The 25,699-nt window shown below is 65.7% G+C and carries 26 protein-coding genes; 14 read left to right on the forward strand and 12 right to left on the reverse strand.

Annotation, left to right across the window (positions count from 1 at the left end; genetic code table 11):
• Nucleotides 1–8: 8 nt before the first annotated feature.
• The 3 genes from ACYVF5_RS05765 (at nt 9) to ACYVF5_RS05775 (ending at nt 1,646) form a co-directional block, all read left to right on the forward strand.
• Nucleotides 9–710, forward strand: a complete 702-nt coding sequence (locus ACYVF5_RS05765; RefSeq protein WP_460944244.1) for a hypothetical protein — start codon at nt 9–11, stop codon at nt 708–710.
• A gap of 10 nt (nt 711–720) precedes the next feature.
• A complete protein-coding gene (locus ACYVF5_RS05770) occupies nt 721–1,053 on the forward strand; it encodes a hypothetical protein (protein ID WP_460944246.1) in 333 nt (110 codons plus the stop codon).
• Nucleotides 1,054–1,157: 104 nt separating this feature from the next.
• Nucleotides 1,158–1,646, forward strand: coding sequence for a helix-turn-helix domain-containing protein (locus tag ACYVF5_RS05775; protein WP_460944248.1), 489 nt, complete (start codon nt 1,158–1,160; stop codon nt 1,644–1,646).
• A gap of 218 nt (nt 1,647–1,864) precedes the next feature.
• Here the strand turns inward: ACYVF5_RS05775 and ACYVF5_RS05780 are convergent, their stop codons facing one another.
• The 4 genes from ACYVF5_RS05780 to ACYVF5_RS05795 form a co-directional block, all read right to left on the reverse strand.
• Nucleotides 1,865–2,506 (reverse strand): GIY-YIG nuclease family protein, encoded by a 642-nt coding sequence (locus tag ACYVF5_RS05780; RefSeq protein ID WP_460944250.1) that lies wholly within the window; start codon nt 2,504–2,506, stop codon nt 1,865–1,867.
• Nucleotides 2,503–4,251 (reverse strand): DNA polymerase, encoded by a 1,749-nt coding sequence (locus ACYVF5_RS05785; protein WP_460944251.1) that lies wholly within the window; start codon nt 4,249–4,251, stop codon nt 2,503–2,505. Before ACYVF5_RS05785 ends, ACYVF5_RS05780 begins: the two co-directional genes overlap by 4 nt.
• Nucleotides 4,252–4,352: 101 nt before the next feature.
• Nucleotides 4,353–6,920, reverse strand: a complete 2,568-nt coding sequence (locus ACYVF5_RS05790) for a DUF3854 domain-containing protein (protein ID WP_460944253.1) — start codon at nt 6,918–6,920, stop codon at nt 4,353–4,355.
• A 69-nt stretch (nt 6,921–6,989) separates the two neighbouring features.
• Entirely contained in the window at nt 6,990–7,292 is a 303-nt protein-coding gene (locus ACYVF5_RS05795; protein WP_460944255.1) for a helix-turn-helix domain-containing protein, read from the reverse strand.
• Nucleotides 7,293–7,557: 265 nt separating this feature from the next.
• Here ACYVF5_RS05795 and ACYVF5_RS05800 point away from each other — a divergent pair, with 265 nt between their 5' ends.
• The 4 genes from ACYVF5_RS05800 to ACYVF5_RS05815 all read left to right on the forward strand — a co-directional run bounded on the left by ACYVF5_RS05800 (nt 7,558) and on the right by ACYVF5_RS05815 (nt 10,075).
• Nucleotides 7,558–7,947: a helix-turn-helix domain-containing protein gene (locus ACYVF5_RS05800; RefSeq protein ID WP_460944257.1), complete on the forward strand. Its 390-nt coding sequence runs from the start codon at nt 7,558–7,560 to the stop codon at nt 7,945–7,947.
• 547 nt (nt 7,948–8,494) lie between these two features.
• Entirely contained in the window at nt 8,495–9,088 is a 594-nt protein-coding gene (locus tag ACYVF5_RS05805; RefSeq protein WP_460944259.1) for a hypothetical protein, read from the forward strand.
• 331 nt (nt 9,089–9,419) lie between these two features.
• Complete coding sequence (locus ACYVF5_RS05810) at nt 9,420–9,653, forward strand: FitA-like ribbon-helix-helix domain-containing protein (protein ID WP_460944261.1); 234 nt, start codon at nt 9,420–9,422, stop codon at nt 9,651–9,653.
• The gene (locus ACYVF5_RS05815; protein ID WP_460944263.1) at nt 9,650–10,075 is read left to right on the forward strand and encodes a PIN domain-containing protein; all 426 of its coding nucleotides are present in this window, start codon (nt 9,650–9,652) and stop codon (nt 10,073–10,075) included. Before ACYVF5_RS05810 ends, ACYVF5_RS05815 begins: the two co-directional genes overlap by 4 nt.
• Nucleotides 10,076–10,509: 434 nt before the next feature.
• Here the strand turns inward: ACYVF5_RS05815 and ACYVF5_RS05820 are convergent, their stop codons facing one another.
• From ACYVF5_RS05820 to ACYVF5_RS05835, 4 genes are all read right to left on the reverse strand, one after another.
• Nucleotides 10,510–11,358 (reverse strand): NmrA family NAD(P)-binding protein, encoded by an 849-nt coding sequence (locus ACYVF5_RS05820; RefSeq protein WP_460944265.1) that lies wholly within the window; start codon nt 11,356–11,358, stop codon nt 10,510–10,512.
• 10 nt (nt 11,359–11,368) lie between these two features.
• Complete coding sequence (locus ACYVF5_RS05825; RefSeq protein WP_460944267.1) at nt 11,369–11,920, reverse strand: TetR/AcrR family transcriptional regulator; 552 nt, start codon at nt 11,918–11,920, stop codon at nt 11,369–11,371.
• A 236-nt stretch (nt 11,921–12,156) separates the two neighbouring features.
• The gene (locus ACYVF5_RS05830) at nt 12,157–13,584 is read right to left on the reverse strand and encodes an amidase (protein ID WP_460944269.1); all 1,428 of its coding nucleotides are present in this window, start codon (nt 13,582–13,584) and stop codon (nt 12,157–12,159) included.
• Nucleotides 13,581–14,066 carry a hotdog family protein gene (locus ACYVF5_RS05835; RefSeq protein WP_460944271.1) on the reverse strand — a complete coding sequence of 162 codons (486 nt, stop codon included), beginning with the start codon at nt 14,064–14,066 and terminating at the stop codon, nt 13,581–13,583. Before ACYVF5_RS05835 ends, ACYVF5_RS05830 begins: the two co-directional genes overlap by 4 nt.
• Nucleotides 14,067–14,230: 164 nt before the next feature.
• Here ACYVF5_RS05835 and ACYVF5_RS05840 point away from each other — a divergent pair, with 164 nt between their 5' ends.
• Nucleotides 14,231–14,824, forward strand: a complete 594-nt coding sequence (locus ACYVF5_RS05840) for a TetR family transcriptional regulator (protein ID WP_460944273.1) — start codon at nt 14,231–14,233, stop codon at nt 14,822–14,824.
• Here the strand turns inward: ACYVF5_RS05840 and ACYVF5_RS05845 are convergent.
• Entirely contained in the window at nt 14,821–16,998 is a 2,178-nt protein-coding gene (locus ACYVF5_RS05845) for an acetate--CoA ligase family protein (protein ID WP_460944275.1), read from the reverse strand. The two genes, ACYVF5_RS05840 and ACYVF5_RS05845, sit on opposite strands and share 4 nt — an antisense overlap.
• A 202-nt stretch (nt 16,999–17,200) precedes the next feature.
• Here ACYVF5_RS05845 and ACYVF5_RS05850 point away from each other — a divergent pair, with 202 nt between their 5' ends.
• From ACYVF5_RS05850 to ACYVF5_RS05870, 5 genes are all read left to right on the forward strand, one after another.
• Nucleotides 17,201–18,823: an ABC transporter substrate-binding protein gene (locus tag ACYVF5_RS05850; protein WP_460944277.1), complete on the forward strand. Its 1,623-nt coding sequence runs from the start codon at nt 17,201–17,203 to the stop codon at nt 18,821–18,823.
• A gap of 98 nt (nt 18,824–18,921) precedes the next feature.
• Nucleotides 18,922–19,839 (forward strand): ABC transporter permease, encoded by a 918-nt coding sequence (locus tag ACYVF5_RS05855; protein WP_460944279.1) that lies wholly within the window; start codon nt 18,922–18,924, stop codon nt 19,837–19,839.
• The gene (locus ACYVF5_RS05860) at nt 19,836–20,690 is read left to right on the forward strand and encodes an ABC transporter permease (RefSeq protein ID WP_460944281.1); all 855 of its coding nucleotides are present in this window, start codon (nt 19,836–19,838) and stop codon (nt 20,688–20,690) included. Before ACYVF5_RS05855 ends, ACYVF5_RS05860 begins: the two co-directional genes overlap by 4 nt.
• Entirely contained in the window at nt 20,687–21,691 is a 1,005-nt protein-coding gene (locus ACYVF5_RS05865; RefSeq protein WP_460944284.1) for an ABC transporter ATP-binding protein, read from the forward strand. The genes ACYVF5_RS05860 and ACYVF5_RS05865 overlap by 4 nt, the downstream gene beginning before the upstream one ends.
• A gap of 68 nt (nt 21,692–21,759) precedes the next feature.
• Nucleotides 21,760–22,518 carry an ABC transporter ATP-binding protein gene (locus ACYVF5_RS05870; RefSeq protein WP_460945289.1) on the forward strand — a complete coding sequence of 253 codons (759 nt, stop codon included), beginning with the start codon at nt 21,760–21,762 and terminating at the stop codon, nt 22,516–22,518.
• A gap of 159 nt (nt 22,519–22,677) precedes the next feature.
• Here the strand turns inward: ACYVF5_RS05870 and ACYVF5_RS05875 are convergent, their stop codons facing one another.
• A complete protein-coding gene (locus ACYVF5_RS05875) occupies nt 22,678–24,105 on the reverse strand; it encodes an NAD(P)/FAD-dependent oxidoreductase (protein ID WP_460945291.1) in 1,428 nt (475 codons plus the stop codon).
• A gap of 169 nt (nt 24,106–24,274) precedes the next feature.
• Nucleotides 24,275–24,445 carry an SMR family transporter gene (locus ACYVF5_RS05880; RefSeq protein WP_460944286.1) on the reverse strand — a complete coding sequence of 57 codons (171 nt, stop codon included), beginning with the start codon at nt 24,443–24,445 and terminating at the stop codon, nt 24,275–24,277.
• Between the two features lie 100 nt (nt 24,446–24,545).
• Between ACYVF5_RS05880 and ACYVF5_RS05885 the strand changes: the two genes are divergently transcribed.
• Nucleotides 24,546–24,986, forward strand: coding sequence for a hypothetical protein (locus ACYVF5_RS05885; protein WP_460944288.1), 441 nt, complete (start codon nt 24,546–24,548; stop codon nt 24,984–24,986).
• Nucleotides 24,987–25,010: 24 nt separating this feature from the next.
• Here ACYVF5_RS05885 and ACYVF5_RS05890 read toward each other — a convergent pair whose 3' ends face one another.
• A complete protein-coding gene (locus tag ACYVF5_RS05890) occupies nt 25,011–25,625 on the reverse strand; it encodes a GNAT family N-acetyltransferase (protein ID WP_460944290.1) in 615 nt (204 codons plus the stop codon).
• Nucleotides 25,626–25,699: the final 74 nt, after the last annotated feature.

Below are 25,699 nucleotides of genomic sequence, written 5' to 3' on the forward strand. Positions count from 1 at the left end.
GAAGGATCATGGCAGACGACGACCGGACCGGGCAGCACACTTACGAGGAGCCCAAGCGGGCCACCGACCAGCGTCGCGACGCGGACGCACAGCGCCGGCTCGACCAGCACCGCGTCGACCAGATGCAGGCCGAGATGCGCTCGGGCAGCAGCCGGGAGGAGCTCCGCCGGCGGTTCGGCGAGAGCGCGACCGGCTCCGAGGAGTTCCAGGAGGCCCAGCTGCGCGAGCAGCGCCGGCGCGAGGCGCAGAAGCGCTCCCTCGAGATGGCGATGGCCGACGACGAGGAGATGCGGCTGTCCGCCGAACAGCAGCAGCAGGCGGACGCGGAGCAGGCGCGGATCGAGCAGGAGCACCAGGAGCAGGAGGCCCGAGAGCAGGCCGAGGAGCAGGCCAGGATCGAGGACGAGGCGCAGCAGAACCAGGTCGAGCAGCAGCAGGACGCCGCGCAGGCGGACCAGCAGCTCGGCCATGCCGCGCCTGCGCAGGCCCAGGGATCCGTTCGGAGCTCCGATGAGTCGTCTTCGTCGCAGAGCAGTTCCCGGTTGTCGACCGCGGACGCTCAAGAGCAGGGCGGCGACGCGGACGGCTCGGGAAGCGACGAGCAGCGCTCCTCGGCGCGCGAGCGGCTCGCCGCCTCGCAGGCCCGCAATTCGAGGAGCCGGCAGCGCGCTCAGGACCGCCAGTCCCAGTCCCATGGCATGCGGATGTGAGGGGGAAGCGATGACCGGCGAGGACTGGAGGGCCTTCCACGCGAAGCGCCTCGAAGGCACGGCACGGCATCTCGACGAGATGGTCGCGCGCAGGAACGAGGGCATCACGTCGCGGCCGGTGACGAACCGGGATCGGACGCGCGTGGGGATCCTGACGGAGCAGGCGAACGACATCGAGCGCGAGGCCGCTGACCTGCGGCGCGCCGCTCGCTGGCTCCGGTCCCGATCCGGTGGCAGGGAGACCACGACCGCGACGTCGCACGACCCGAACCTGTACGTCCTGACCGAACACGGCACGGAGCGCGCCGTCGACGTCGATAGGCGTCGACGCGGACACGGCTGACTCCTGTCGATGAACGGCACCCCGGCGGAGCATGCGCCGGGGTGCCGTCGTGTGTAGTCTGTGGATGACTACCTATCGACTCGTATCCGAGGGAGCCCGACACCATGCCCGAGACCGCGGTCCCGCCGGAGTCCGCCGCCCTCAAGGCCGCCCATCGCCGCAGCGGCTACTCCATGGCCGAGCTCGCCGCGGCCATCGGCATGAGCCGGGGGTCGGTGCAGGTGGCTCTGGACGGCGTGAGGTACCGCGACGGCGAGGCGATCCCCGTGGTGCCGCCGGACGCGACGCTGGTCAGGCTCGCCGGCCTGCTCGGCATCGGGCCGGCCACCCTGCGCGAGCTGGGGCGCGACAGAGCCGCGCAGCTGCTGGAGGAGGCGGACCCGCCGGTCCCGGTGGAGAAGCCCGTCTCCCTGTCCGAGAGGGAGTCGCAGGCCGCTGTCGCCGCCCGCGCCGCCGTCGTGCGGCAGATGCTCTCGATCTTCTCGACCGAAGAGCTCCGGGCGGAGCTGGATCGACGGGACCGCGCCGAGCACGACGAGATCAACCGGGAGGGCATCCGCGACGCCGCCGAGGAGTGGCGCATGACGCGCTGACGATCGCCCCACGCATGATGAGACCCCCGGTCAGGGACCGGGGGTCTCGGCGTCTCTGCGCCCTCCGGGCGGTCAAGTCCTCGGTCGTCCGCGGGCCCGTCCCGAGCCCGCTCGGGCTGGTCGTGGGGGTCGGGAGGCCCGCTCAGCCATCGCCTCCCTCGTCGTCGCCAGGCGGTCGGGTGATGTTCATCGGGTGGCTCCTTGGCTCTTCAGCGCCGTCACACGGCCTTCGACTGCTGGAGCGCCCTCGGCATCAGAATTCCGCGATCGACGAGGTCGCGGACGCGCTCATGGTCCGCGTCAGAACAAAGCGGTGAACCTCGGTCGAGGTCCTCGTAAGCTTGTGACAGCAGCGCCTCGGAGGTCGCGCGCGGGCTCGCTTCAGCGAGAGCGAGGACCCGCATCGCCAGGGATCTGCGTGCCTCTGCGTCGGAGAGCCCGGACGTCCGGGGCCAGTACCGCGAGCGAGCGAGATGGCGCGCGATGAAGAGGTATCGGGCGTTGGGCCATCTAGCAGCTCGTGCTTCGATCTCCGGCTGGATCCATCGGCGAGCCTCGTCGTCTCCGCTGTATCGCAGCAAGTAGAGGTACTTCGACCAGAGCTGGACTTCGTCCCGGATCTCATCGCGATTCTCGAACCACTCGCCGCCCTGCCGAAGACGGAACCGGTGGAACTGCTCGTGCAGGTGCTGCTCGAGCTCGTAGGGCGCGCTCGGGATGGCCGCGACGAGCTCGAGCTCGGACGCGCAGCTGACCTGGATGCTGTGCATCCGCCTGTTCACATTCCCTTTCGTGTACCCGATCTTGAGAGCGCCTTCACCGCACCGGGTCTCAGGGTCGAGGATCAAGTAGACGGTCATGCTGCCTCCCTTTCTGCATTGCTCGTCGAACTCTTGATGTGCCAGGTGCAGCCCCCGTCACGGCACGTGGGCAGGTCCCGGTGGTCCCGGGAGACTTCGGGCCAGCTCTTCTTCTCGGACCGGTAGCAGTCAGCCCAGTCGCGACCGCGGTCTGACTTGTCAGCGAGAACAGGGACCGCGACCGCATCAGCCGCGATCCGGTACTCGAACTGGAGGGCGTCGAGCACGGCGGCCTCGGCCTCGTCGGCCCGGTCCTCGGGCACGGACAGGACGATCTCGTCGTGGACGATGGCTCGCAGGCAGGGCAGGAGCCACTCGGGCAGTCGGAGGATCCCCTCCATCATCAGATCGCGGGCGGTGCCCTGGCCGATGTGGGCCGGGGCCTGGGTGTACTCCTTGCCCGGCTGCACGCGCATCCGACGCCCGAAGGCGTTCGTGATGACCTGACGCCTGGCGTCCTCGCGCACCCAGGCCTTGAATGAGGCCAGGCCAGGGAATTTCAGCTCAAGCGCCGCCAGCTGCCGCTCGGCGTCCGCGAGGCTGATTCCCGCGTTGGCGGCCAGCGCCGCAGCGCCCATGCCGTACGAAGTCGCGTGCGTGATCGCCTTGGCATCACCGCGGCGGGGATGGTGACCCGCTGCGCGGTCCCAGCCGACCTCTCCGAAGACTGCCGCGGCCATCTCGTCGTGGAGGTCCTTCCCGGGCTCCAGAGCGGCGACGTAGGCATCGTCCTGGCAGTGCATCGCCATCGCCCGAGCGTCGATCTGCGACAGGTCGGCGCTGATGAGCACATGCCCCTCGTCGGGGAGGAGCATCGCCCGCTCGCAGACGTTGGCGCGGTCGCGCTTGCCCATGACAGACAGGCCGGGGTCGGTGATGCTGATCCGTCCCGTGGCCTGGATCGCGGCGACCCCCGGGTGCACGCGTTCGTCGGATCCGGTGTGATCCCGGATCGTCTGAGCGGTCGACCGCTCGCCGTTGAACGCCCGCAACGCCCCGCACAGCTCGACGAGGGACGCGTTCTCAGCGTGCCGCTCGGCCAGGGCCCTGAGCGCTTCCTTACCGGTGACGAGGTTCCCCTTGCTGGTCCGCGGCGGCTCGACGCCGCAGTCGGCGAACGCCTTCTCGAGGGCGGTCTTCCCTGGGGTAGTGGTGTGGGGCTTCTTGCCTTCGAGAGGCAGGCCGTAGACCTCGTGGAGGCGCTGCTTCTGTGCGTCGACGCGCTCCGACTGCTCAGCGATCAGTCGATCGACCAGGCCGACGTCGACGCGGAACCCGTGCGCCGTGATGTGGTTCAGCCGCCACATGACCCGGTGCTCGCGCCACAGGTAGTCGTCGACGACGAGGTGCTCGGAGAGCGCACGGACGAGCTCCACGTCCTGCACGAGATAGCGCACATAGTCGGGGTGGTCGACCGGGATCCGGTCGTAGCCGCCGAACTCCCGGGCCAGGGCCTTCAGCACGGAGCCGCCGTCGCCGGAGACCTTCCCGTCGCCCAGCACGCGGCGGCACACCGCGTCGAGGTTGTACCGGCGCGCATCGGCCTTCCCGGACAGCGGCGGATCGTTCTGACGGGCGGCCAGCAGCGTGTCCACGACCCGGTTCTCCCGCACCAGCCGGCCCAGGTCGAGGCCGTGGTAGCGCTCCAGGGCAGGCAGGTCGAAGCCGAGCACGTTGTGCCCGACGACGAGGTCGGCCCGCTCGACCATCTCGACGACGGCCGCGATGTCGGTCGTCGTCACCACGGCGGAGGACCCGAGGGCGTAGCCGGCGAGCCGGACGAACCCAGAGCCGTAGTCCCAGAGCCGCTCCGCGTCAGCAGTCTCGAGATCGAGGTAGAGGATGCTCACGATGCATCACCCCCGATCTCAGCGATGGTCTTCCCATTCATCGGCGGCATCGCACGGGCCACCTGGCTCTTGAACCCGTGACGGTCCGTGATCTCGATGACCTCGCCCTTCGTGGCACCGGCTGCAGGGCGCTGACCGGCGGGTGCCGACGAGGACGTGGTCGGGTCCGGGACGGGCAGGGGGGTCACGCCGGCGGGGAGCTGCTCGACGACGTACGCCTTGCCGCGGCCGTGCATCTTCCCGTCGTGGCGCACGCGGAGCCCGCCGTACCAGCGGGGATGAGTGCCGAAGTACGTCGACAACGACTTGGCGTCGAGCTCGTCCCATCCCTTGCCGTAGGGCGGCGGGGCGTCCGGATCGGCCTTGGCCTGCGCGAGGACGTCGCCGGCAGCGAAGCGTGCGCCGGCGGGGAACAGGTCCGAGATCCAGGCCCAGCACTCGGCGTTGTCCACGGCCTCGCTGTCGGCGGTGGCGCGGACCTCGAGGACGGTGGAGAGGAACCCCTTGATGCCGGCGAGATGGAGGATGCCGCCGACGACGCGCTGCCACTCGCCGAAGGACTTGAACCCGAAGGCTCGTGGGGCCTCGGGCTGTCCGCGGTCGTACCAGGCCCGGACCAGGATGAGCACGGCCCTGAGCAGCTCCGCGCGGTGCTCCGGGACCCAGGTGTCCATGTCATGGCGGAAGTCGTCGCGGGTCTCGAGGTCGTCGCGGTCGGAGGACAGGCGGCTGGTGTAGACGCGGCGGATCATGTCGCCCGGGATCTGGACGTTGTTACCGAGCCCGAACGTCGTCGCCATGTTCGGCAGGTCCAGGATCTCGGACACGCCGAGCTTGCGTCCTTCGTAGGACTCCGAGGTGAGGAACGCGCCGAGCGAGAGCGAGTCCAGCCGCGAGGTGCCGTCCTTGTCCTGCACCTCGTCGAGGACGATGGTGTCCGCACCCGCCCGCAGCTTCGCGATGAGGCGCTTGTCCATCTCCTCATCCGACTTGGGAGCGGGCTGCATCGGAGCGGGGATGCCGAAAGCGACCCTGTGGATCACATCGACGCAGCCGCCCTTGCCGACGCCGCGATGAAGCCCGTCGAACACGAGCATCGGCACCTTGCGCACGTTCGCGCGGACGACGGGAGTGATCAGGCCGGCGATCGCGTGGGTCTGGTCGGCCTCGGAAGCGAACACCCAGCCGTCCCGGCCGCCGGCCCCGTCCCGGGCGAAGAGGTCGTCCCGGATGAGCTCGACGGACTCCTCGATGTCGGCGTCGGTCGGGTGCTCCGGCACTTCGATGCCCTGCACGTCGGGGGTGAGGTCCAGGAGGACCCCGGTCTGCGGGTCGTATCCGGAGGCCGTGCGGACGGAGCCGTCCGCAGCGACGAGGGGCGAGCGGGTGATCCCGGCCAGCCATGGCATCCGGTCGTAGTGGTCGGCCACCAGGTCGACGAGGTTGTCGCTGAGGCCCGCGGGCGCGGGGCCGTCCGCGGTCATCGTGCAGGGGTAGACGGCCTCGAGCAGCTCGCGGCGCAGCCCGCTCCTCGTGAGGAGGCCGGCCTGATTCCGCCCGGTGTGGTCGGGACGGACCCGGACCATCGCGCCGTCGCGCTGGAAGACCCTCGTCCCGCCCTTGGCCTCCACCAGAGCTTCGAGCATGTCGAGCGAGACCTGGAGCATGTCGCCGCTCACGTCGATCTCGACGCGTCCCCGGGCGGCGTCGGCCACGGCGACCTCCGCAGCACGCGCGGCGGCCTTCGCCGCGGCCTCGGACCGCAGCTTGGACAGCTCTCGCTTGTCCAGGTCCGCGGGCTTCTGCTTCGCGTTCGCCACCCAGGACCGGAGCATGGAGCGGCGGGCATCGTCGTCGGCGAGGCGGGCGAGCAGATCGTCGAGCCCGTCCTTGCCGCCGCCGGGGAGCCGCGCGAACCTGACGCTGTTCGCTCCGTACCCCTCGCACGCCTCTCCGAGCGCGGTCGCCCCGTCGAACACATGCGGGTTGGTCCTGGCGTCCGCGTCGGGGACGATCACGACGTCGCGGCCCTGGACGGCGGCGAGGTGGGGGGTCGGGGTGCCGCGCTGGCCCTCGACCCCGCTCGCGACCATCCAGGACCAGATCCCGGTGATCCGGTAGATCGACCACGCCGGGGGTGCCCACGCCAGCGCGGCCAGCGCCTGCTTGACGCCCTCGACGATGAGGACGGTCTCGGGGTCCTTCACCGCACGCAGGACGGGCAGCCGCGGCGGGTTGCCGTGCTTTCCCGGCGAGATGTACTTCGGGGCGCGGCCATCGTCGAAGGTCACGGTGCCCAAGGCGGGCTTGACCTGGCCGGTCTCCGAGCCGTCCGGCTGCACCATCGGGTACACGAGCACGGGGAACACGTCCTCGTCGTGCGCAGCGATCCACTGCGCCCACGCCGGCAGCTCGTCGTGGCAGCGCGCGGAGTACACCCCCGCGTCGAGGGCGACCTGGAGCGGGATCGCGCTCCGGGTCAGCTCATCGACGTGGTCGTCGGACAGGACGGTGCCCGCGTCAGGGACCGTGCGATCGACGGCGTCGTCGTCTACAATGGACATGAGGAACCTCAACTTCCTTCACGGCCCCGGGCAGTCGTCAGCTGCCGCGGGGCCGAAGTCTTTCTCCGGTCAGGCGGCGAGCAGGCGGCCGAGCTCGCGCTTCCGCTCGGGCGAGAGCTCAGGCCACGTCAGGACGAGGCGCGCCGCGATCTCCTCGAGGCTCTCGGCGGGGGCGTCTCCGGCCGTGTGCTCCTCGACAGGGCCGGTCAGACGCTCGAGGTCGGACGCATACACGCGGAACTCGCGGCCGCCCAGGCGATGGGCCGGCAGGCGGCCGGAATGGATGTACTCACGGATGGTCGCCGGATGGCGTCGCAGGCGGCGCGCCACCTCGGGGACGGTGAGCTCCTCACGGAGGGTCGTTGTGCTCATGGAGGGGTGCCTCTCGGGAGAGAACCTTCATCTCGTCCGAGTCCGCGCCTGCCTCAGCCGTGACGGTCGCGACGACCGAGCACTCTCGTGCGGCGCGGCGTGCCCTCTCGACTTCGGGGGACGCGTAGCTATGCCCGCACGCGGGGGACCGCACCGTGGGGTGCTGCCTTGCTCTCTAGCTTAAGCGATCTCTGCTCATCTGACAAGCACCGCGCCAATGTATGCTAATGGAACACGGAAGTGCTCGTATACGAGGAGGTCCCGCATGGCGACGTACAGCAAGGTCTTCGCGCATCGGCTCCGCGAGGAGCGGCAGCGAGCCGGCCTGAGTCAGGCACAGCTCGCCCAGCGCATGAGCGAGGCCCTCGGTACGGGCATCGACGCGAGTGCTGTCTCCCGCATCGAGAACCCGAGTTCGGGACGGATCATCAAGCTCGACGAGGCGGCCGCCGCTGCGGGCGCACTGGGCGTGCCGCTCTCCGCCCTCCTGAGCGAGCAGGATCCCGTCGAGGCCAGGCTCGAGGAGCTACAGCGTGAGCTGGTCGTGCAAGGGGCGAAGGAGAAGGATGCCTGGTTCGACGTCCAAGAGGCGCAGGGGGCCATATCCGAGCTCGAAGAGGAGATCGAACAGCTCAAGGCATCTCGGCCGGACTGAGTAATGCGTCTGGACGAGGGGGCCGGGATCTTCGACGTGCCGCTGGTCGCGGTGCTCAGTCATCGCACGGTCGCAACGAGGAGCTCAGGCGGTCGGGTGTAGGTCGAGCATGGACACTCACTGCTGATCGGAGAGCAGGAGAGCACGGCAGCTCCCTGCTCTCCGCACTGCTCTCCGTGCGTAAGTCCTGGTGGTAGCAAGGAGATGTGCCTAGGGAGAGCAGGAGAGCACTGATCGACCGGCCTCGGGTACTCCGTGTGCGTGCGTGCGTCACGCGGCGTGACTTGCGCGGTGTGACGCGCACACACCGCGTCACATGGGAGTCCCCGATTCTGCTCTCCCTGCTCTCCGCAGCGGCGTCGCCCCGGGTGGTGCGCGCAATCTCACGGAGAGCAGAGCCGTTATCCCTGCTCTCCGTCTGCTCTCCTGCTCTCCGCCCCCGTTCGCCCCTGCTTCCCTCACGCTCGCTCCCGCTCCCGCTCGAGCTCTCCGCGGGTCCTCATCTCCGAGCCGATCGGTGTCCTCGCCCCGGCGTAGTGTCGATCCCATGCCGCGTCCTTCCACCTCCTCCCGCGCCGTCGGCGACGGCATCGCCCGCTACCGCGAGATCCGCCGGCTCTCCCGAGACGAGCTCTCCTACGCCCTGAGCACCGCGGGCCACGACCTCGACGTCGACGACCTGCGGCTGATCGAGCAGGGCGGCGCGATCGTGACGGCGGACGACCTCGTCGCCGTCTCCGTCGTCCTGGACGTCTCGCCCGCTGTACTGCTCTCGCACGTCCCCGCGGGCCGCCCTGCCGAGGAGCCCCTTGGGACCGGTGTGCCCGCTGATGTCGACCAGCCCGAGCTGGCTGCGTGGGCGCAGGGCAGGACAGGGCTTGACCGCGCCTCGCGGCTCCGCTGGGCCGAGGACCGGGTCGCGCGCCTGCGGATCCTCGCGGCGCACCACCAGGAGCACCTGGAAGCCGCGCTCGCCGAGCGGGACGAACTCGGCGAGCTCGTGGCCCAGGAGGCCGACGCCGTGCCCGTGCAGCGCCTGCTGGACCGCATCCAGGAGGGCGAGCACGCCGTGCGGGACGCCGACCTGGCGCTGGCGTACGCCGAGCACCGCCTCGAGGGCCTGCAGGGCGTCGAGCGCTGAGGAAGGTCGCGCCGGCACGGCGCAGTTCGTAATAGCCCTACGTGTGGGCACGTGGTGGAGTTCCGGTTCAACGTGTAGCCAGGCTGCTGACGGGGAGAGTTCTCCTCGTTCGCGATCGTCGACCTCGTTTCGAATGGTGTGCTATCGCCGTGCGTCGACAAGGAGGAGCCTCCCGGCCGACCATCGATGTTCTGACGGGCCCGATTTGACATGTCTCGACCTGCAGAAGCAGACGAGAGGCCACTGGCCAGCGATCTCTCGTTGTTCGACGGGCCGCTTGGATTGGCTCGACTGCTATCATGATTGATATCAGTCGAGGAGGTGGTCATCCATGTCATCTATCGTCGTTCGCGGTCTCGATGACTCAGTGAAGCAGCAGCTGGCGGCGCGGGCCAAGAAGCACGGACGCTCGATGGAAGCCGAGGTCCGCGACATCCTCACGAAAGCCGCGCGACGGCCCCACATCGGGATGGCTCTACTGTCCGTCGCCCAGGGGGTCGGCGGTGTCGATGAGTTGCCAATCCCGGCGCGCGAGGACGTTGCGCGAGCGGTGGACTTCGAGTGATCGTCCTCGACACCAACGTCATCTCGGAGATCTTTCGGCCCGCGCCGGACGAGCGCGTCGTTGACTGGCTTGAGTCGCTCACAGGCGACGTCGCGATCACCTCGGTCACGCTCGGGGAACTGCTGGCCGGAGTACGGCGGCTGCCGAGTGGCCGCCGCAGGGAGGATCTGGCGTCCCGGATCGACGCCGCGATTGAGCCGTATCGAGGCAGCCGCTCGGTGGTGCCCTTCGACGACCGGGCCGCTGACCGCTATGCCGACGTCCTCGTCGCTCGCGAGTCAGCCGGATCGCCGATCAGTACGGCCGATGCGCAGATTGCTGCGATCTGCCTGGCTCACAGCGCAACCTGCGCGACGCGCAACGTCAAGGACTTCGCGCATACTGGCGTTGAGCTCTTCGATCCGTGGCGCGCCCAGCCATGAGCCGTCTTACGATCGACAGCATCGCGCACGATGAACTCACGTCGGACCATCTCGCCGGACTTCGTCGCCCGTTCGATGACGAGTACCGCGACGACTTCAGGGAATGGGATCCGGACCAGCCTTACGGCTATGCGCCGCATGATCTCCACGTCATCGTGCGAGTAGACGATCGAATAGTCGGACACGTTGGGTGGGGGTGTCGCAAGCTCAGCGTCGGTGACGAAGACATCGTGATTGCGGGGGTGGGCGGTGTGCTGATCTCAGAACAGGCACGCGGTCGAGTGGGGACTGCAATCTGCAGATCCGGCGCAAGTCATGTAGTCGAGCCCCCGGCCAGCGCTTCTTCAGGCGAGTGTGGGTGCGCTCCAACCGGCGCATCGACCTTAGTTCCCACCCGCGTGCTGCACGAGCGTCTGCAGGAGGCGCGGGGGTAGTCACTCGCTTCGGAAGACCGCCGCGTGCTCGGCTGCGAAGGCCGCGAAGCTGCGGGCCGGACGGCCCAGCAGATCGGGCACGGCCGGCGAGACCTCGGCGGCCTCGCCGCGTGCGTAGTGCGCGTAGTCCTCGAGCAGGCCCCCGACCTGCCAGGGTGGAAGCACGCCCGTGAGCAGCTCGCTGAAGTGCTCGGGGGTGATGTCTCCGAACCGGATCTCGTGGCCTGTCGCAGCGGAGAGCTGCCCTGCGAGGTCGGCGTGGGTGAGCGATTCTGGCCCCGTGAGCGTCTGGATGCCCAGCGGCTCGGGCGACGTGAGGGCGTGGGAGGCGATGTCGCCGATGTCGCGCACATCGATGAGGCTCACGCGGGCATCGCCGATAGGCGCGGGCAGCGTCCGTGTTGCCTGCACGATGCTCGCGACGGCGAACAGGCCTTGCATAAAGAGGTTCGGACGTAGTGCGGTGACGCCGATACCCGACGCGAACGCGTGCTGCTCGACGGCGGCGTGGTATCGCAAGAATCGAACCGGGGAGTCGCACACAGATCCCAGCTGGGAGAGCAACACGAGGTGGCGAACGCCCGTATCGGCTGCCAGGTCGACGAATTGCTTCTGCTGCGACTCAGCGCGTTCCGTCGACGGCGATACGAGATATACCGTGCGCACGCCGTGGAGCGCTGCGCGCACGCTGTCGGCGTCGTCGAGGTCGGCCTGTACCGAGAACTCCGCGGACGACGGTCGGCGTGACATGGCGCGGAATCTGACGCCGCGTGCGGTCAGGGCGTCGGCGGTCGCGCGGCCGGTGGATCCGGTAGCGCCGGCGATAAGGATGCCGGGTGTGGTGGTCATATTCTTTCCTTCAGATCTCGGGGTGGCGCACGCCATTGGTCAGGATGCGCGACCAGTCGTCATCGATATCGGCGATGCCCGACGTGACGATGAGGTGGCAGAGCTGGCCGTAGGCGATGAATCGTTGCACGTCACGGTCGGCGGCTCCGGATCGTTGCTTCGCGAACCGGGTGATACGCGCCAGGCCGCTTCGAAGGGCGTCGCCGATTCCGGGGATCGTTGCCACCGACTGCGCGTGCACCTGGATGAGGAGCAGCGTTCGATCGGTGATGAGGTCGGCATATGCGTCGCCCATTGAATCGAGGATCTCGGTGGGGGATCCGTCGGCGGGCGCGCCCGCCAGGGCCTGCTCGACGCGTTCGAAGCATGCATCGAGCGCGGCGACGAAGAGTGCCTCCTTGTCGCCGAAGAGCTTGAGCACATACGCGCTCGAAATCCCCGCCTCACGGGCGACGTCCGTGATGGTGGTTCCGCGGTATCCGCCCCGCGCGAACGCGGCGAGAGCGGCGCCGATGATTACAGGCCGTCGGGCTTCCGCGGACGAGAGTGTGCGCGGTGACATGTGAGTGACTGTACACTCACTCTTCCAGGATCACAAGGCTCTAGGGAAGAGCTCGACTGGTCTGGCTTCGATGTCCTTCGGGACGACAGGCGCAACTACGCCCCGACCCTATGTTTTGCGACGTACGGATGCCCTTGACGGCGGCGTTGCCGTTGTTCGGGTGCTGGCATCGCTATCGCGGTGAGAGCGGTAGGCGGCACGGCGAGGAGCCGATTGTCTCGATCGTCTCGGCTGATTCAGAGCGCGGGCCGAACGGTATTCCAGGGGCTGATGGCCTCGAAGGCGGCCGCGGCGGCAAGGACGGCCGAATCGGCGAAGCGCGGGCCGACGATCTGCAGTCCCACAGGGAGACCCTCTTCTGAGAACCCGCAGGGAACCGTGATCGCGGGGAGGCCGGCATGACTGGGCGGTTCCGTCAGCCTATGGAAGTCCAGGTGAGGTGCATGCACTGGTTCCCCGTTGACATGGGTGTTTCCTGCCGCCTCTCCGGGGTGAGGGAACGCCGTGACGGGCATCGTCGGCATGACAACGAGGTCGTGCTTCGCCAGTACATTGTTGAACCCCCTCGAGATCTCGCCACGGGTCTGGGTGGCCGTGGTCAGGTAGTCGACAGCGGACATACGCTCTCCGATCTCGGCGAGGCGCGTCATCGCCGGATGCCCCATGTTCTGGGTTGCTTCGGCTGCGCGCACCCCGGCCGCGAAGCTGGGAGACCAATAGTGCTCGAAGTACTCGATCGGGTCGGGGAGAGCCATCTCGATCTGTTCCACGTGGGCGCCGCCGTCGTCCGCGATGCGTTGCACTGCACGCTGCACGATCCGTGCTACCTCGTGGTCGACGTTGGCGCTGCCGCAGTCCGGGGTGAACGCGATCCGGAGGCCCGCGAGCGACGGGTCGTTCAGTACCGCGGCCACGAAATCGTCGCCCGTCCACGGGAGGGAGAGCGGATCGTTCGGGTGCGGCCCGGCGGTGACGGCGAGGAGCAGTGCGGAATCGACGACCGAACGGGTCAGCGGACCGTCGGTGACGGCGGACTCCCATGCCTGCTCACCGGGGATGCGTCCCAGCGAGGCCTTGTGCCCCACGACGCCGCAACAGGCTGCCGGCACTCGAACGGAACCGCCGCCATCGGAACCCCAGGCGAACGCGGTGACGCCCGCGGCCACGGAGGCCGCTGCGCCTCCGCTGGACCCGCCGGAGGTATGGGTGGTGCGCCAGGGGTTGTTGGTGACTCCGGTGAGAGCGCTGTCGGTGACGCCGAGTGCACCGAACTCGGGAGTGGTGGTCTTGCCGATCAGGATCGCACCGGCGGCCTTGAGCCGGGCCCAGGCAATGGAATCCTCAGTCGGCACATGATCGGCGAACGCCTTCGACCCATAGGTGGTTCGCACTCCCGCGGTGTCACAGAGATCCTTCACGGTGATCGGTACGCCGAACAGGGCGCCCAGGTCATTCCCATTGCTGGCCATAAGTCGTTCTTCTGCTTGTCGGCCTTGGGCGCGCGCCGCCTCCGCGGTGACGGTGACGAAAGCGTTCAGGTGCGGCTCGGTTCGTTCCAACTGGGCGAGCGCCGCGTCCACAGCCTCGACCGGGGAGATATCACGGGCACGGATCTTCGTGGCCATTTCATAGCCACCCATCCAGGTCAGTTCGTTCGTGCTCATGATGCAGTCTCCTCGTCGAGCAAGGTCCACATGACCCTCCACTCGGCGATCATCCCCGGCTTCGCGCGACCCTCGACCTCAAGGGTGCAGTGAAACAGGACGAGGAGATTGTCGCCACGCTGTTCGATCGATTGGACTGTGCCTCGCACGCGGATGCGATCGCTGAGGGTGACCATGCTGACGAAGCGCACTCTGTCGAACCCGTAGTTCCAGCCGGACCACCGAGGCTCGTCGATATAACAGACCTCGTTGACGAGATGGTCCAGCAGGCCCAGCAAGTGGAATCCCTCGATGAGGCCTGGGGGATAGAGCCCGATGTTGACACCGTTCGGATTCTTCTTGACGTAGATGGCCTCGTCGAACAGTGCCAATTTGTCTTCTTCCACCGAGAACCAGCTTCCGCAGAACTCTTGGCCCGCGAGCTTCGGCGCGTCTTCCCAGTTTGTGACCGCGATTTGGGTCTCTGTCTGTTGAACGGACATGAGGGAGCTTCCTCTCCTGTAGGTACGGCCGTCAAGACGGCGCAGCACACAACCTTGTGTATCACGTACTATATATAAGCTATTACATAGAATGTCGTTACGGAACGTTTCACATCTGCGAGACGTGAGCCAGGCGGCGACGTCGGCTCAGAGAGAGGTGCAGGATGGCACGAAAAGTCGATCCACTCGAGCGGCGTCTCGAAGTCACAAGTGCTGCAATGCGTATCATTGCGAGGGGCGGGCTCGGAGCGCTGACTCTGCGCAGCCTGGCTGAGGAACTGAATGGCTCGATCACCCTCGTTACGCACTTTTTCGCCAAGCGCAGCGATTTATTCGAAGCCATCGTCGATGATCTGATAGCGAGCTATGACGCGGAGATGATCGAGTTGGAACAGTGTTCCGACGAATATGCCCGGCTGGAGACACTTCTCAAGTGGTTGCTGCCGTTGGACGAAGAGGAGCTCGAGCGTGAAGCGACCAGGATTGCTTTGAACTCGATGCGGGAGGAGTCCAGCATCGACCATTTCTACGTCGCCATGGAGAAGCGCACCCGTCAACTCATGAGCGTGTACCTTGAACCGTTGTTGCCCGCGGCTGAGGTGCCTGCTGCCGTTGATGTGTTGAGGGCGACGGTCAACGGCTTGGTTTTGTCGGCGGTCGAGCATCCACAGCTTTGGCCTTCGGAGAGGCAGCTGTCTGTGCTGTACAACGCACTTCGCGGGCTTGGTGTGCGTCAGTCCGATGCGGTAACGACCTAAACGCACTCGGCGGGCGAGAGCGCCTCTTGCGAATGCTCGTCCGCTCCCGCAACCAGGAGTGCGTCGATGACGAACACTCGGCCCGTTTCCTGTTCGACGAGAACGGGGTTGAGATCGGCCTCACGCAGACTCGTCCTCAGATCATCGGCCATCCACGAGAGGCGGCTGACCACGTCGGTGAAGTGGTGCGCCGGTGTCATCGGATTCAGGTTACGGTAGCCATCCAGAAGCGACTGCAGGCGGGTCGTTTTCAGGAGCGAGGTGGCATCTTCTGCACTGATCGGAGCCAACGCACGCGCCGTGTCATCGAGCAGTTCCACAAGAGTTCCACCCATTCCCAGGCCGATCGTCGTCCCGATTCGGGCATCGGTCACGAACCCGGTGAAGGCCTCGATGCACCCGACGATCTGCTCCTGCACCTCGAGCCCGGCGATGACCGCGTCGGGTCTGTGAATCTGCACATTCGCCAGGATCTTCTCCCACGCCTCCTTCAGGTCATCCACATTGCGGATATCCGTGATCACCGCGCCGATGTCTGACCGGTGGGCGATGTCGGGTGAATCAACTTTAAGGGCGAGAGGGAAGCGGTGCGCCTGGGCCCAGGCGATTGCCTGGGAGAGTTCTGTGACCGTGGACGAAGGGACCAGCGGAATACCGTACGCGGTGAAGATCTGCGCGAGGAAATCACGGGGCACGGGGCCGCTCAGTGTGTCGAGAGCACGTGTGAGATGCTCGACCGTCGGCATCGACGGCAGATCGTCGGGTCGCTCGATCGGACGTGGCAGCGTCGACTTATTGGCGGCCGCAGCCGTGAGTGCGACCAGAGCGTTCCCGATGCCGCGCAGAACGGGAACAAGAGAGTCAGGAGTGGTCACCCGGCTGGGATGAATCGTGAGAGATGAACTGGAAGCGATCACGACAGGTTTGGCCGGATGCGCTGCCGCTGCCGCGGTGACATCGGTGATCATTTGTTCCTCGTAGGCGATTTCTCTGTCGGAGAGGCTCGATTGCGCATCCGCGACGACCAGGACCGCGTCGAGGCTGGGATCGCGGCACAGGACTCCAAGCGCGTCGCCGAATGCGCTTTCGTGGGACGAGGCGCCTGCGCCGGCGTCGAATGGGTTGTTGATGGTTGCACCCGAGAACAGTGCGGAAAGTTCGTGGGATGTAGCATCGCTGAACGGGGGAAGCGTGATTGAGCGAGCGGTTGCCAGGTCTGCTGTGAGTGCGGCCTGCCCACCCGAGATGGTGATGACACCTACTCTGGGGCCCGCCACTGTCCGTGAACGGAGAACGGACAGCGCTTCGAGCGAGGAGGCGAGCTCGTCATAGTCGGCGACCAGGGGAAGATCAAGTCTCTCGAACAGTGCGGTATACGCGGAATCGCTGGAGAGGATCGCGCCGGTATGCGCGACAGTCGCCCGGCCACCCGCTTCGGTGCGACCGACTTTGAGTGCGACCAACGGTTTTCCGGCCCGACGCGCCTTGGCGACCGCGGCCTGAAACGCTTCGGCATCGGATATGGACTCCAGCACCAAGCCGATCACCCGAGTGTCAGGGTCGTCGGCCAACCAGGAGATGTAATCTGCTGACGAAGTGGCGTATTCGTTGCCGGTGGAGATGATCTTCGCGAAGCCGATCCCGGGGGCGGATCGGGTCACGAAGATAGCGCCTGATCCCGATTGCGACACGATCGAGACGTCACCGGGTCGCAGGCCCGTCAGGATACCCTCGTCTGCCCAGACGGCCATGCTCCTTTGCACGTTGATGACGCCCATGCAATTGGGGCCGTGCACAACCATTCCCCTCGTCTCCTTCCACGTGACAAGGGTGTCGGTCTCGTCCTGGGTCAACTCGACGCTCAACACGGCCGCAGCCGGGCAGCCCGCGTTCTCGAGGTCGAGGAGGACGGTGCCGATAGCGCCGGGCGGGAGCGTCACAACAGCAAGGTCGATGTCTGGCAGGTCGGTGGTGGAACGCACCGCTTGAACCCCCTCTATGAGGGCGCCAGAGGGATTGACTGCGTGGATCGTCCCCGTGTACCCGGTATCCCGCAGATGACGGATCACCTGGTTTCCTGTGGCATCGGCACGTTTCCCAGACGCTCCGATCACCGCAATGCTCTTCGCATCGAACAGGGCGTCGAGGTTGGTGAAGTTGGACGTCATCGTCATTACGTGCTCCTCTTCGGTTCGTATAGCAGACACTATATAACGTCTGTCATGTGGAAGATTATCCGCAAGGTTCAGGATATTGTCGGAATGTAGTCCGTGCTATATATTGCTTGTTACACAGCAAGCGCTCACTGACAGAACTCAACGAGGAGTACTTATGTCCCGCAGTCGCAGACAACTGGAACGCCGAGGGCGTCTCCGAGTGGCAGCATTCATCGGAATGGGCGCCGTTCTGACCGTGACCGGTTGCACGGCAGCCGGCAATTCCGATCGCGCCGACGAAGGGTCGGCTTCCGAACGCGAACTCGTCTCGGTCGCCCCCGCCGCACAAGGGCCAGTCGATTCTCTCGTCTGGAACCTTCCCACAGGTGAACCGGCCAGCATCGACCCTCCGAATGCTCCGACCTATTCCGGTGCGGGAGTGGTGAGCAACCTTTGTGATTCGCTCCTGACAGTGGACGCCGACTACAACCTGAGCCCCAACCTGGTCGACTTCGAGCAGGTCAGCCCCACCGAGCTGGTCTATACCCTCCGAGCGGATGCCACCTTCTGGGATGGAAGCCCTGTCACCGTCGAGGATGTGGCCTTCAGCCTCAACCGCGCCGCGGCACCGACGTCCATCGTGGCTTTTCTCTATGCCAACGTCGCATCCATCGGCGTGACCGGCGCGCGTGAGGTGACCGTCACCTTCAGCCAGCCTGACGAACTGTTCAATCTTGAGATGGCGACGTTCGCCGGAATGGTTGTGCAGAAGGAGTTCACCGAACAGGCCGGTGAGGCCTTCGGAACGGCCAGCGGCGGCGTTATGTGCAGCGGCCCGTTCGAACTGGATGAATGGCTGCCAGGTGAGAGCATCACTATCTCCAAGAATGAGAGCTATTGGAACCCCGATCGGCAACCGCTGGCCGAGCAGGTGACGTTCACCTTCGTCACCGATACCACAGCTATGACTCAGGCTCTCAATGCGGGAGAGATCGACGCTGCTCACGAGATCTCGCCAGCGGCGATTTCAGCGTTGGACGGCTCTGACGCCGGAAACCTGTACTTCGGCCCCTCGATGCAGAGCATGGGCCTCACCGTGGCTAACCCGGGCGGGCCGCTCGGGGACGTCGACGTGCGTCGCGCGCTCCAGATCGTTGTCGATCGCGAGGCATTGGCCGAGATCGTGTACAACGGCGCGGCCATCCCCGCCTACACGGTGATCTCGCCCGCGACCTGGCCGAGCGAGGTCAGGAATCTCTACGCCGATGCGTACTCCGAGTTTGAAGAAGAGCGAAAGCTGAACATCGACGAAGCGACGGCGCTCGTCGAAGCTTCGGACTACGGCGGCGAGGAGATCTTGCTGGCGGTTCCCGCGGGCGATGAAACGCTCTCTCAAGTGGGACAGCTCGTCCAGCAGCAGGCTCAAGCGGCAGGGCTCAACATCGTCATCGAGTCGATGCAGCCGCTGGCGTTCGCCGAGGCGCAGTATGACGCCGAGAAGAGAGAGGGCATCCACCTGTTTGTCGGCACGAGCTTCAATGCGGTGCAAGACCCCATCGAACCGCTCGGGTTCAGTTACTTGCCGGATGGCGCATACAACACGAGCGGGTTTGAAGATGCGGATGTCTCGCGTTTGCTGATCGAGGCACGCGCAACATTCGATCCTGAAGAACGAGCCGAAATGATCATTGAGGCTCAATCGATCTACGAACGCGCCTCAGCGAACATCCCGTTGTTGAACCTCCACTCGGTGACCTTCCTCAATAAGAAGTTTGCCGGGGCCGTGACCTCGTTCGCCTATCTCATCATGCCGTCGTTGGCGTACGTCGGCTCTGCCGAATAAGACGGACGGGTCATACCTCTGTGAAAGTTGAGCAGGTCACTCCCGGGACCGGAACGCGCAGACCGTTCCGGTCTCGGGCCGCGCTTGTCCTTCGCTGGGTGGGCGGGCCACTGGGCACCGTGCTGGCTGCGTCGTTCATCATATTTGTAGCCTTGGCCTTCGCTCCGGGGAACCCGATCGCACAGATCCTGGATGCTCGCGCAACCGAGGAGCAACGGTCGGCGATGAGGGAGCAGCTGGGCCTCGACGATCCTCTGCTCGTGCGCTACTGGAACTGGCTCATGGGTGCCATGCGGGGGGACTTCGGAGTGTCCTTCACCTTCAGGGACGATGTCTCGGCGATTCTCGCTCCACGGATCGGCACAACACTCACCCTTGTCGCCATGGCCGCGATTCTCATCCTCGTGATCGGCATCGCTCTGGGGACTCTCGGGGGAATGTCGCGACGTCTGCGGCCCCTCGTCAGCGCGTTGATCGGCGTCGGAATCGCTCTTCCAACATTTGTGGCCGCAGTTCTGTTGATCGGAGTCTTCGCCGTCGGGCTGGGTTGGTTCCCCACCTATGGCGCCGGATCGGATTTTCTGGACAGTATCTGGCATCTGACCCTGCCTGCCATCGCGCTCTCCATGGCATGGACAGCGTATATAGCCCAAATCACGCAAGCCGCGGTGCGGGAGGAAGCAGCCAAGGAACACGTCGCCACCGCAATCGGTCGCGGATTGCCCCGCAGTCTGGTTCTTCGGCGGCATGTGCTTCGCAATTCAGCCATTCCGGTGCTGACCGCATCTGGACTGACCGTAGCCGGTCTCGTGGCTGGGTCGGTCATCGTCGAGGCGGCATTCGCTGTAAACGGAATCGGATCCCTGCTCGTCGAGGGCGTTTCCAATAAGGACTATCCCATCGTCTTGGCGATTGCCATGATCATCGTCGTTGTGTTCGTCGTTATCACGACCGTCATCGATATTGCTCACACACTGCTGGATCCCAAGCGGCGGAAGGCGGGAAGGACGTCATGACGCAGCTTGCCGTTCCAGGTCGCTGGGTCGTCCGCTCCCGGCTGAGGATGCGGGACCCGTTGTTCGTCGCTGTGCTGGCGGTGTGCTCAGCGCTGGCGCTGATCGCTGCGATCGGCCCGTACATAGCTCCCTATCCGCCTGCGCAGACCGATATTCTCGCATCGGGTGAAGGACCCAGTGCCGCTCATTGGCTCGGCACAGACTCTCTCGGGCGCGATGTGTTGTCGCGCTTGCTCGTCGGCGCGCGTCTGAGCTTCGCCGGTCCTGGTCTGGTCGTGCTGGTCAGCACGACGTTGGGAACGGCGCTCGCCTTGGCAGGGGCATGGTTCGGAGGATGGTTCGATAGCCTGCTCAACAAAGTGCTCAACGTGCTCTTCGCCATCCCGGGAATTCTGGTCGCCGTCCTGGCCGTCGCTGTGTTCGGCGTGGGTTTCTGGGCACCGGTTCTCGCTCTCTCCCTGGTCTACGTTCCCTATATCGCACGCGTGGTGCGCAGTGCCGCCATTCAAGAGCGACACAAGGCGTATGTCGAAGCGTGCGAGCTAGCCGGCCTGTCCGCCCGGCGGATCACTTCCCGGCACATCCTCGGCAATGTGTTCCCCATCGTGCTGGCACAGGCGACCTTCGGATTCGGCGCAGCCCTGATGGATTTCGGAGCCATTTCCTTCCTCGGGCTCGGCGTTCAGCCGCCGGCCGCAGAGTGGGGACTCATGGTCAGCGACGGTCGTTCGGAACTGCTGGAAGGTTCCTTCCAACAGAGTGTGTCGGCGGGACTCATGATCGTCATCACTGTGGTCGCCTTTAACATGCTCGGCGAACGCATCTCCACCCGCTTAGGAGCAGCCAGATGAACGACAATAATCCGTTGCTCGAGATCGACCATCTCGGAGTCGATCTTCCTGGTGTCGCCCGGGACGCCCGTGTGGTCGTCATCAACGATGTCAGCCTGACAATCCACGAGGGCGAGTCGGTCGGCCTGGTCGGTGAATCCGGCTCGGGCAAGTCGATGACCACTCGAGCCGTGATGCGGCTCCTGCCGGAAGGGGCGCGGGCGCGGGGACGGCTCGACTATCAGGGCAGAGACCTGGCGAAGCTCAAGGGCAAAGCGCTGGCCCGCTTTCGAGCGAAGAACGTCGGCATGATCTTCCAGGATCCTCGCGCGCACATCAACCCGTTGTGGACCCTGGGTCACTTCCTCGTCGAGAGCGTTGTGGAAACGGGAGAGATGACGCGGGAGGCCGCCGAGAAGCGCGCCGTACAACTGCTTGACGAGGTTGGGATCCCCGACGGCGCCAGGCGCTTGAAGCAGTACCCGCATCAGCTGTCCGGGGGGTTGTTGCAGCGGGTGATGATCGTGATGGCGCTGATGCCGTCACCGCAGCTCCTTCTCGCCGACGAGCCCACCACTGCGCTGGATGTCACCGTGCAGTCTGAGGTGATGGCGATCCTGAACGAACTGCGGATCCAACACGGGCTCGGCATGCTTTTCATCACCCACGACCTTGATCTTGCGGCAGCTGTCACCGATACCCTGGCCGTAATGTACGCGGGTGTGATCGTTGAACGCGGTCCGTCCCCGGCCGTCTATCACACCCCCCGGCATCCGTACACAGCCGGCCTGTTGGGCTCGCGCCCCAGCGCTACTGCTGTGAAAGAGCTGACGGCCATTCCGGGCAAACCGATGGGAGCATTCGAGGTCGGGCCCGGATGCGTGTTCGAGAAACGGTGCCCCTTCGCCACCGATTACTGCCGCGACGTTCGGCCGGAGTTGCGTGAGGTCGAGGACGGTCGTTGGGTCGCCTGCCACCAGGCTGAAGAGATCGTCAACGAACTGAAAGGGGCCGAAGCCTGATGGGAGGAGATCTGCTCGCCGTCGCCGGACTTCGCAAGGTGTTCCACGTGAAGGGTCACCTCGGTCATATGGAGGATTTCGTTGCGGTCGACGACGTCACGTTCTCCCTCGCTCGCGGAGAGTCTCTGGCGATTGTCGGCGAGTCCGGCTCTGGAAAGACAACGATTGCCCGCATCATCGCCGGATTGGAGACAGCCACCGACGGCAATATCCTCTTCGAGGGCCGGCAGTGGTCGAAGCCGCGAGGGGTCACGCAGAGGCGTGAGCACGCGAGGCAAGTTCAGATGGTTTTCCAGGATCCATTCGGGTCGCTGAACCCCAAACAGGCGCTAGGCCCCTGTTTGGAAGAGATTCTCATCACCCAGTTCGACCGGGACCGGTCATGGCGCAAAGCGAGAATCGCAAAATTGCTCGATCAGGTCGGACTTGATGACCGGCAAGCCAAGGCCTTGCCGCGGAACCTGTCCGGCGGTCAACGACAGCGGTTCGCCATCGCCCGCGCTCTTGCATTGGAGCCGCAGCTCCTGATACTGGACGAGGCGGTATCTGCACTGGACGTCAGCGTGCAAGCACAGGTGCTGAACCTCTTGATCGAGATCAGGCGGCAAATCGACATCTCATACCTGTTCGTCTCTCATGACCTGGCGGTTGTCCGGCAGATCAGCGACAGATGCTTGGTGATGCAGAAGGGCCGGGTGGTCGAAATCGGCGACACAACGTCGGTGCTCGACGACCCGAGCGATCCTTACACCCGGCAGTTGCTCGACGCCATACCCCGACCCGGATGGCAGCCCAGCCGCCGAATCCAGCCGACGGTCCCGAGGTGATCCGGCGAGGTGATCTCGCGCAGGTCAACCGACGCTTGCAGCGGTCTTCCCCCGAAGCTCTCTGAGGAGCGCGTTCGCTCTCGCCCCGCCTGCCCGCGTTGATCGGAGAGCGTTCCCGGGTGCGGCCGTGTGTCGGAGTGTGTCTGGCGTGCGGCGGGCTTACGAGTCGAAACCGAGACCGAGAGAATCGAGGGTGCGCAAGAGGACGTTGCGCCTGCCCTCATTACGATCAGCGCGATCCAACGACCAGCGGGTGGCCTGCACACCCATCCAGGCGATCGGCTCAGGCGGGAACGGCACACCCTTGTGGCGCACCATCTCCAACTGCGTACGCTCGGTCTCCTCGCCAGAGAGCAGATCCAGCATGACTTTGCCCGCGAAGCGTGTGCTGCCCACTCCGAGGCCCGTGAAACCGGCGGCATATGCAACTCGGCCCTGTCGTGCGGTGCCGAAGAACGCCGTGAATCGTGTGCTTGTGTCGATCGCACCCGCCCATTTATGAGTGAAGCGGATGCCCTCGAGCTGCGGGAAGGTGGTCAGGAAGTGGCTGGCGAGCAGCCGGTAGCTCGAGGGCCGGTTCTCATATCGCGGGTCGACCCGGCGTCCGAAGTGGTACACCGCGTCGTAGCCGCCGAACAGGATCCGATTGTCGGCGCTCAGACGGTAATAGTGAAACTGGTTGGCCGAATCGCTCAAGCCTTGCCGGTTCAACCAGCCGATGGCATCCAGCTGCGTGTCGCTCAGCGGTTCGGTCATCAGCACGTAGTCGTAGACCGGCACCGTGTGCAAACGGTTGCGCTTCAGCAGAGAGGGGAAGACGTTCGTCGCCAACGCCACCCGGTTGGCGAAGACAGTGCCTTCGGCCGTGATCAACCGCACCGGGTCTGTGGGTGTGCTCCCCGCGCTCTCGACGGCGTTCACCTTCGTGTGCTCGTGGATCTCGATACCGAGCTCCACCGCGACCCGGGCCAGTTCGAGGGCGAGCTTGCCCGGGTGCACGATCGCGGCGCTGCGCTTGTGCCAACTGCCGGCGAGGTAGGTCGGGGAGTTCACCTCGGCGGTCACGGCTTCGCGGTCGAGGAACACCTCGTCTGGGCCGTGCTCGGCCTGCCGCATCGCCTCGGCCTGGTAAGGCTCAACGGCGAGGCCGATCACGCCGTTCCGCTCGAAATCGCAGTCGAGGCCGAGTTCCTCGACGGTCTGCTCGATCTCGTCCAGGTTCTCCAAGCCGAGCTCGTCCAGCCGCCGAATCTCGTTAGGCCACCGGCTCTTGCCGTTCTCGTGGCCATGGGTGAGACTGGCCTCGACGAAACCGCCGTTACGACCAGATGCCGCCCACCCGACGGCCCTCGCCTCCAACAGCACAACACGTGAATCCGGGTTTGCCTGCTTCGCCAACACGGCTGTCCAGAGCCCGCAGTAACCCCCGCCGACGACGGCGAGGTCGGCGCGCACATCGGCGCGGAGCGGCGTATACGCCGTGCGCGACACATCATCGAGCCAGAACACCCCGCGTCGAGTCTCGCGAAGAGATTCTTCCACAGCGCTCGGCGGCGGCGCCTGACGGTCGAACACCGTTGTTCTCATGCCCACCAGCTAACCATATCGAGACGGACCACCCCCTTTGCGATGATTCCGCCGGCAGGCAGGAGAGCCGTCGCCCCCGGGCATCCTCGTATTCTGGTCAGTGCGAGTCATCGACCAGCTTCAGCCAGACGATGCAACCGATCAGGCCGACCAGCAGAAGAATCTTCACTCACGACACGTCTGCATCCCCGGTGAACATCGACCACGCCACCGTCAGCGCAGCACCGATTCCGACCCAGACCGCATATGCAGTTCCGATGGGGATGTCACGCATGGCGATCGCGAGACCGCGCGAAGCGGGAACGGCAGGAGCTCGGACCAGGACGGAGCTGACGGTCATCATCGCTCGGTCAGGCGTGGCTTAGCCTGATGTTCGCGGTGGCACCGCGACCCGATTCCGGTGGTGGTTCGCACGGAGCCCGCAACACGTACACTTGAGCGTGCATTCCGACCTATCCCCAGCGCTCAAGCCCTTTATCCTGCAGGGCTACGCGTTCCCGGCGATGGGTGAGCACGTGTATATGCCGGTGACGCCGAGAGGATTCTTCGGGCTGAGCTCGCAGAAGGGCCAAGACGTCGTCGGCGATGTTCGCTATCTGCCGCGCATCAGGGCAGTTCTCGACGAATGGCGCGCAGACGGCGAACGTGACGGCCAGCTTCTGGCGATGCTTCTTCTCGAGCAGACCGACCCAGAGGCGGTTCGGATCGATCTCTTCTACTGCGGCACGGTGGCCACCTGCGGGTACCTGCCCGTCGCCCAAGCGGCCACGTTCGCAGCGCCGATACGCGCCACAGCCGACCAGGGTCTCATCGTCGCGATCGCGGCGAGAGCGTCAGGCGGCACGACCGAAGACCCGGCCATCTCGATCCGTCTCGGCTGATTCGGCGGCCGTGACTTGAGCACGTCAGCCGAGCATCCGCCGCATGAGAATGCGAGGGAAGCCACCGGCGACGGAATCGGTGTCCGAGACCTTTGCAAAGCCCGCCTCTTCGAACATGCTGCGCGTGCCCACATACGCCATCGTCATGTCGACGCGTTCCCCGGCATTGTCCACCGGATAACTTTCGACGGCAGGCGCCCCCGATTCGCGGGCGTACTCGACGGCGCCCTCGATGAGCGCACGGGTGACACCCTGTTTGCGGAAGCCAGGTCGCACCCGGATGCACCAGAGTGCCCACACGGGCAGATCATCGACATACGGGATCTTGCGCGAGTTCGCGAAGGGATGGAGTTCGGCGCGAGGAGCGATGCCGGCCCAGCCGGCGACATCCCCGTCGATGTGCGCGAGCACCCCAGGGGCGAGGTCACGGGAGCACAGTTCGCGCACTTTGTCTGCGCGCGCGGTTCCCGTGAGCTCTCGGTTCTCCTTCGAGCTCAACCTCCACGAGAGGCACCAGCAGACGGACGACTCCGGCTTCTTCGGTGCGAACATCGTCGCCATGTCGTCGAAGGAATGAGCCGGAGTCACCTCTATCGAGTGTGCTGCCGAGCGTGTCGCCGTTTCTGTGGGTTCACCCATGACCCCATCGTGGCAGCGGAGGATGCCCAGGGGAAGCACTCGCCCTCGCACCGACCGGCGCGAGAATAGGACAT

Source organism: Okibacterium endophyticum (assembly GCF_054780075.1).

What these genes read in the sequence shown, in the direction of transcription:
- ACYVF5_RS05765 (WP_460944244.1), top strand. Translation starts at nt 9, where the DNA reads ATGGCAGACGACGACCGGACCGGGCAGCACACTTACGAGGAGCCCAAG.
- ACYVF5_RS05770 (WP_460944246.1), top strand. Translation starts at nt 721, where the DNA reads ATGACCGGCGAGGACTGGAGGGCCTTCCACGCGAAGCGCCTCGAAGGC.
- ACYVF5_RS05775 (WP_460944248.1), top strand. Translation starts at nt 1,158, where the DNA reads ATGCCCGAGACCGCGGTCCCGCCGGAGTCCGCCGCCCTCAAGGCCGCC.
- ACYVF5_RS05780 (WP_460944250.1), bottom strand. Translation starts at nt 2,506, where the DNA reads ATGACCGTCTACTTGATCCTCGACCCTGAGACCCGGTGCGGTGAAGGC.
- ACYVF5_RS05790 (WP_460944253.1), bottom strand. Translation starts at nt 6,920, where the DNA reads ATGTCCATTGTAGACGACGACGCCGTCGATCGCACGGTCCCTGACGCG.
- ACYVF5_RS05795 (WP_460944255.1), bottom strand. Translation starts at nt 7,292, where the DNA reads ATGAGCACAACGACCCTCCGTGAGGAGCTCACCGTCCCCGAGGTGGCG.
- ACYVF5_RS05800 (WP_460944257.1), top strand. Translation starts at nt 7,558, where the DNA reads ATGGCGACGTACAGCAAGGTCTTCGCGCATCGGCTCCGCGAGGAGCGG.
- ACYVF5_RS05805 (WP_460944259.1), top strand. Translation starts at nt 8,495, where the DNA reads ATGCCGCGTCCTTCCACCTCCTCCCGCGCCGTCGGCGACGGCATCGCC.
- ACYVF5_RS05810 (WP_460944261.1), top strand. Translation starts at nt 9,420, where the DNA reads ATGTCATCTATCGTCGTTCGCGGTCTCGATGACTCAGTGAAGCAGCAG.
- ACYVF5_RS05820 (WP_460944265.1), bottom strand. Translation starts at nt 11,358, where the DNA reads ATGACCACCACACCCGGCATCCTTATCGCCGGCGCTACCGGATCCACC.
- ACYVF5_RS05825 (WP_460944267.1), bottom strand. Translation starts at nt 11,920, where the DNA reads ATGTCACCGCGCACACTCTCGTCCGCGGAAGCCCGACGGCCTGTAATC.
- ACYVF5_RS05830 (WP_460944269.1), bottom strand. Translation starts at nt 13,584, where the DNA reads ATGAGCACGAACGAACTGACCTGGATGGGTGGCTATGAAATGGCCACG.
- ACYVF5_RS05835 (WP_460944271.1), bottom strand. Translation starts at nt 14,066, where the DNA reads ATGTCCGTTCAACAGACAGAGACCCAAATCGCGGTCACAAACTGGGAA.
- ACYVF5_RS05840 (WP_460944273.1), top strand. Translation starts at nt 14,231, where the DNA reads ATGGCACGAAAAGTCGATCCACTCGAGCGGCGTCTCGAAGTCACAAGT.
- ACYVF5_RS05845 (WP_460944275.1), bottom strand. Translation starts at nt 16,998, where the DNA reads ATGACGATGACGTCCAACTTCACCAACCTCGACGCCCTGTTCGATGCG.
- ACYVF5_RS05860 (WP_460944281.1), top strand. Translation starts at nt 19,836, where the DNA reads ATGACGCAGCTTGCCGTTCCAGGTCGCTGGGTCGTCCGCTCCCGGCTG.
- ACYVF5_RS05865 (WP_460944284.1), top strand. Translation starts at nt 20,687, where the DNA reads ATGAACGACAATAATCCGTTGCTCGAGATCGACCATCTCGGAGTCGAT.
- ACYVF5_RS05870 (WP_460945289.1), top strand. Translation starts at nt 21,760, where the DNA reads ATGGAGGATTTCGTTGCGGTCGACGACGTCACGTTCTCCCTCGCTCGC.
- ACYVF5_RS05875 (WP_460945291.1), bottom strand. Translation starts at nt 24,105, where the DNA reads ATGAGAACAACGGTGTTCGACCGTCAGGCGCCGCCGCCGAGCGCTGTG.
- ACYVF5_RS05880 (WP_460944286.1), bottom strand. Translation starts at nt 24,445, where the DNA reads ATGACCGTCAGCTCCGTCCTGGTCCGAGCTCCTGCCGTTCCCGCTTCG.
- ACYVF5_RS05890 (WP_460944290.1), bottom strand. Translation starts at nt 25,625, where the DNA reads ATGGGTGAACCCACAGAAACGGCGACACGCTCGGCAGCACACTCGATA.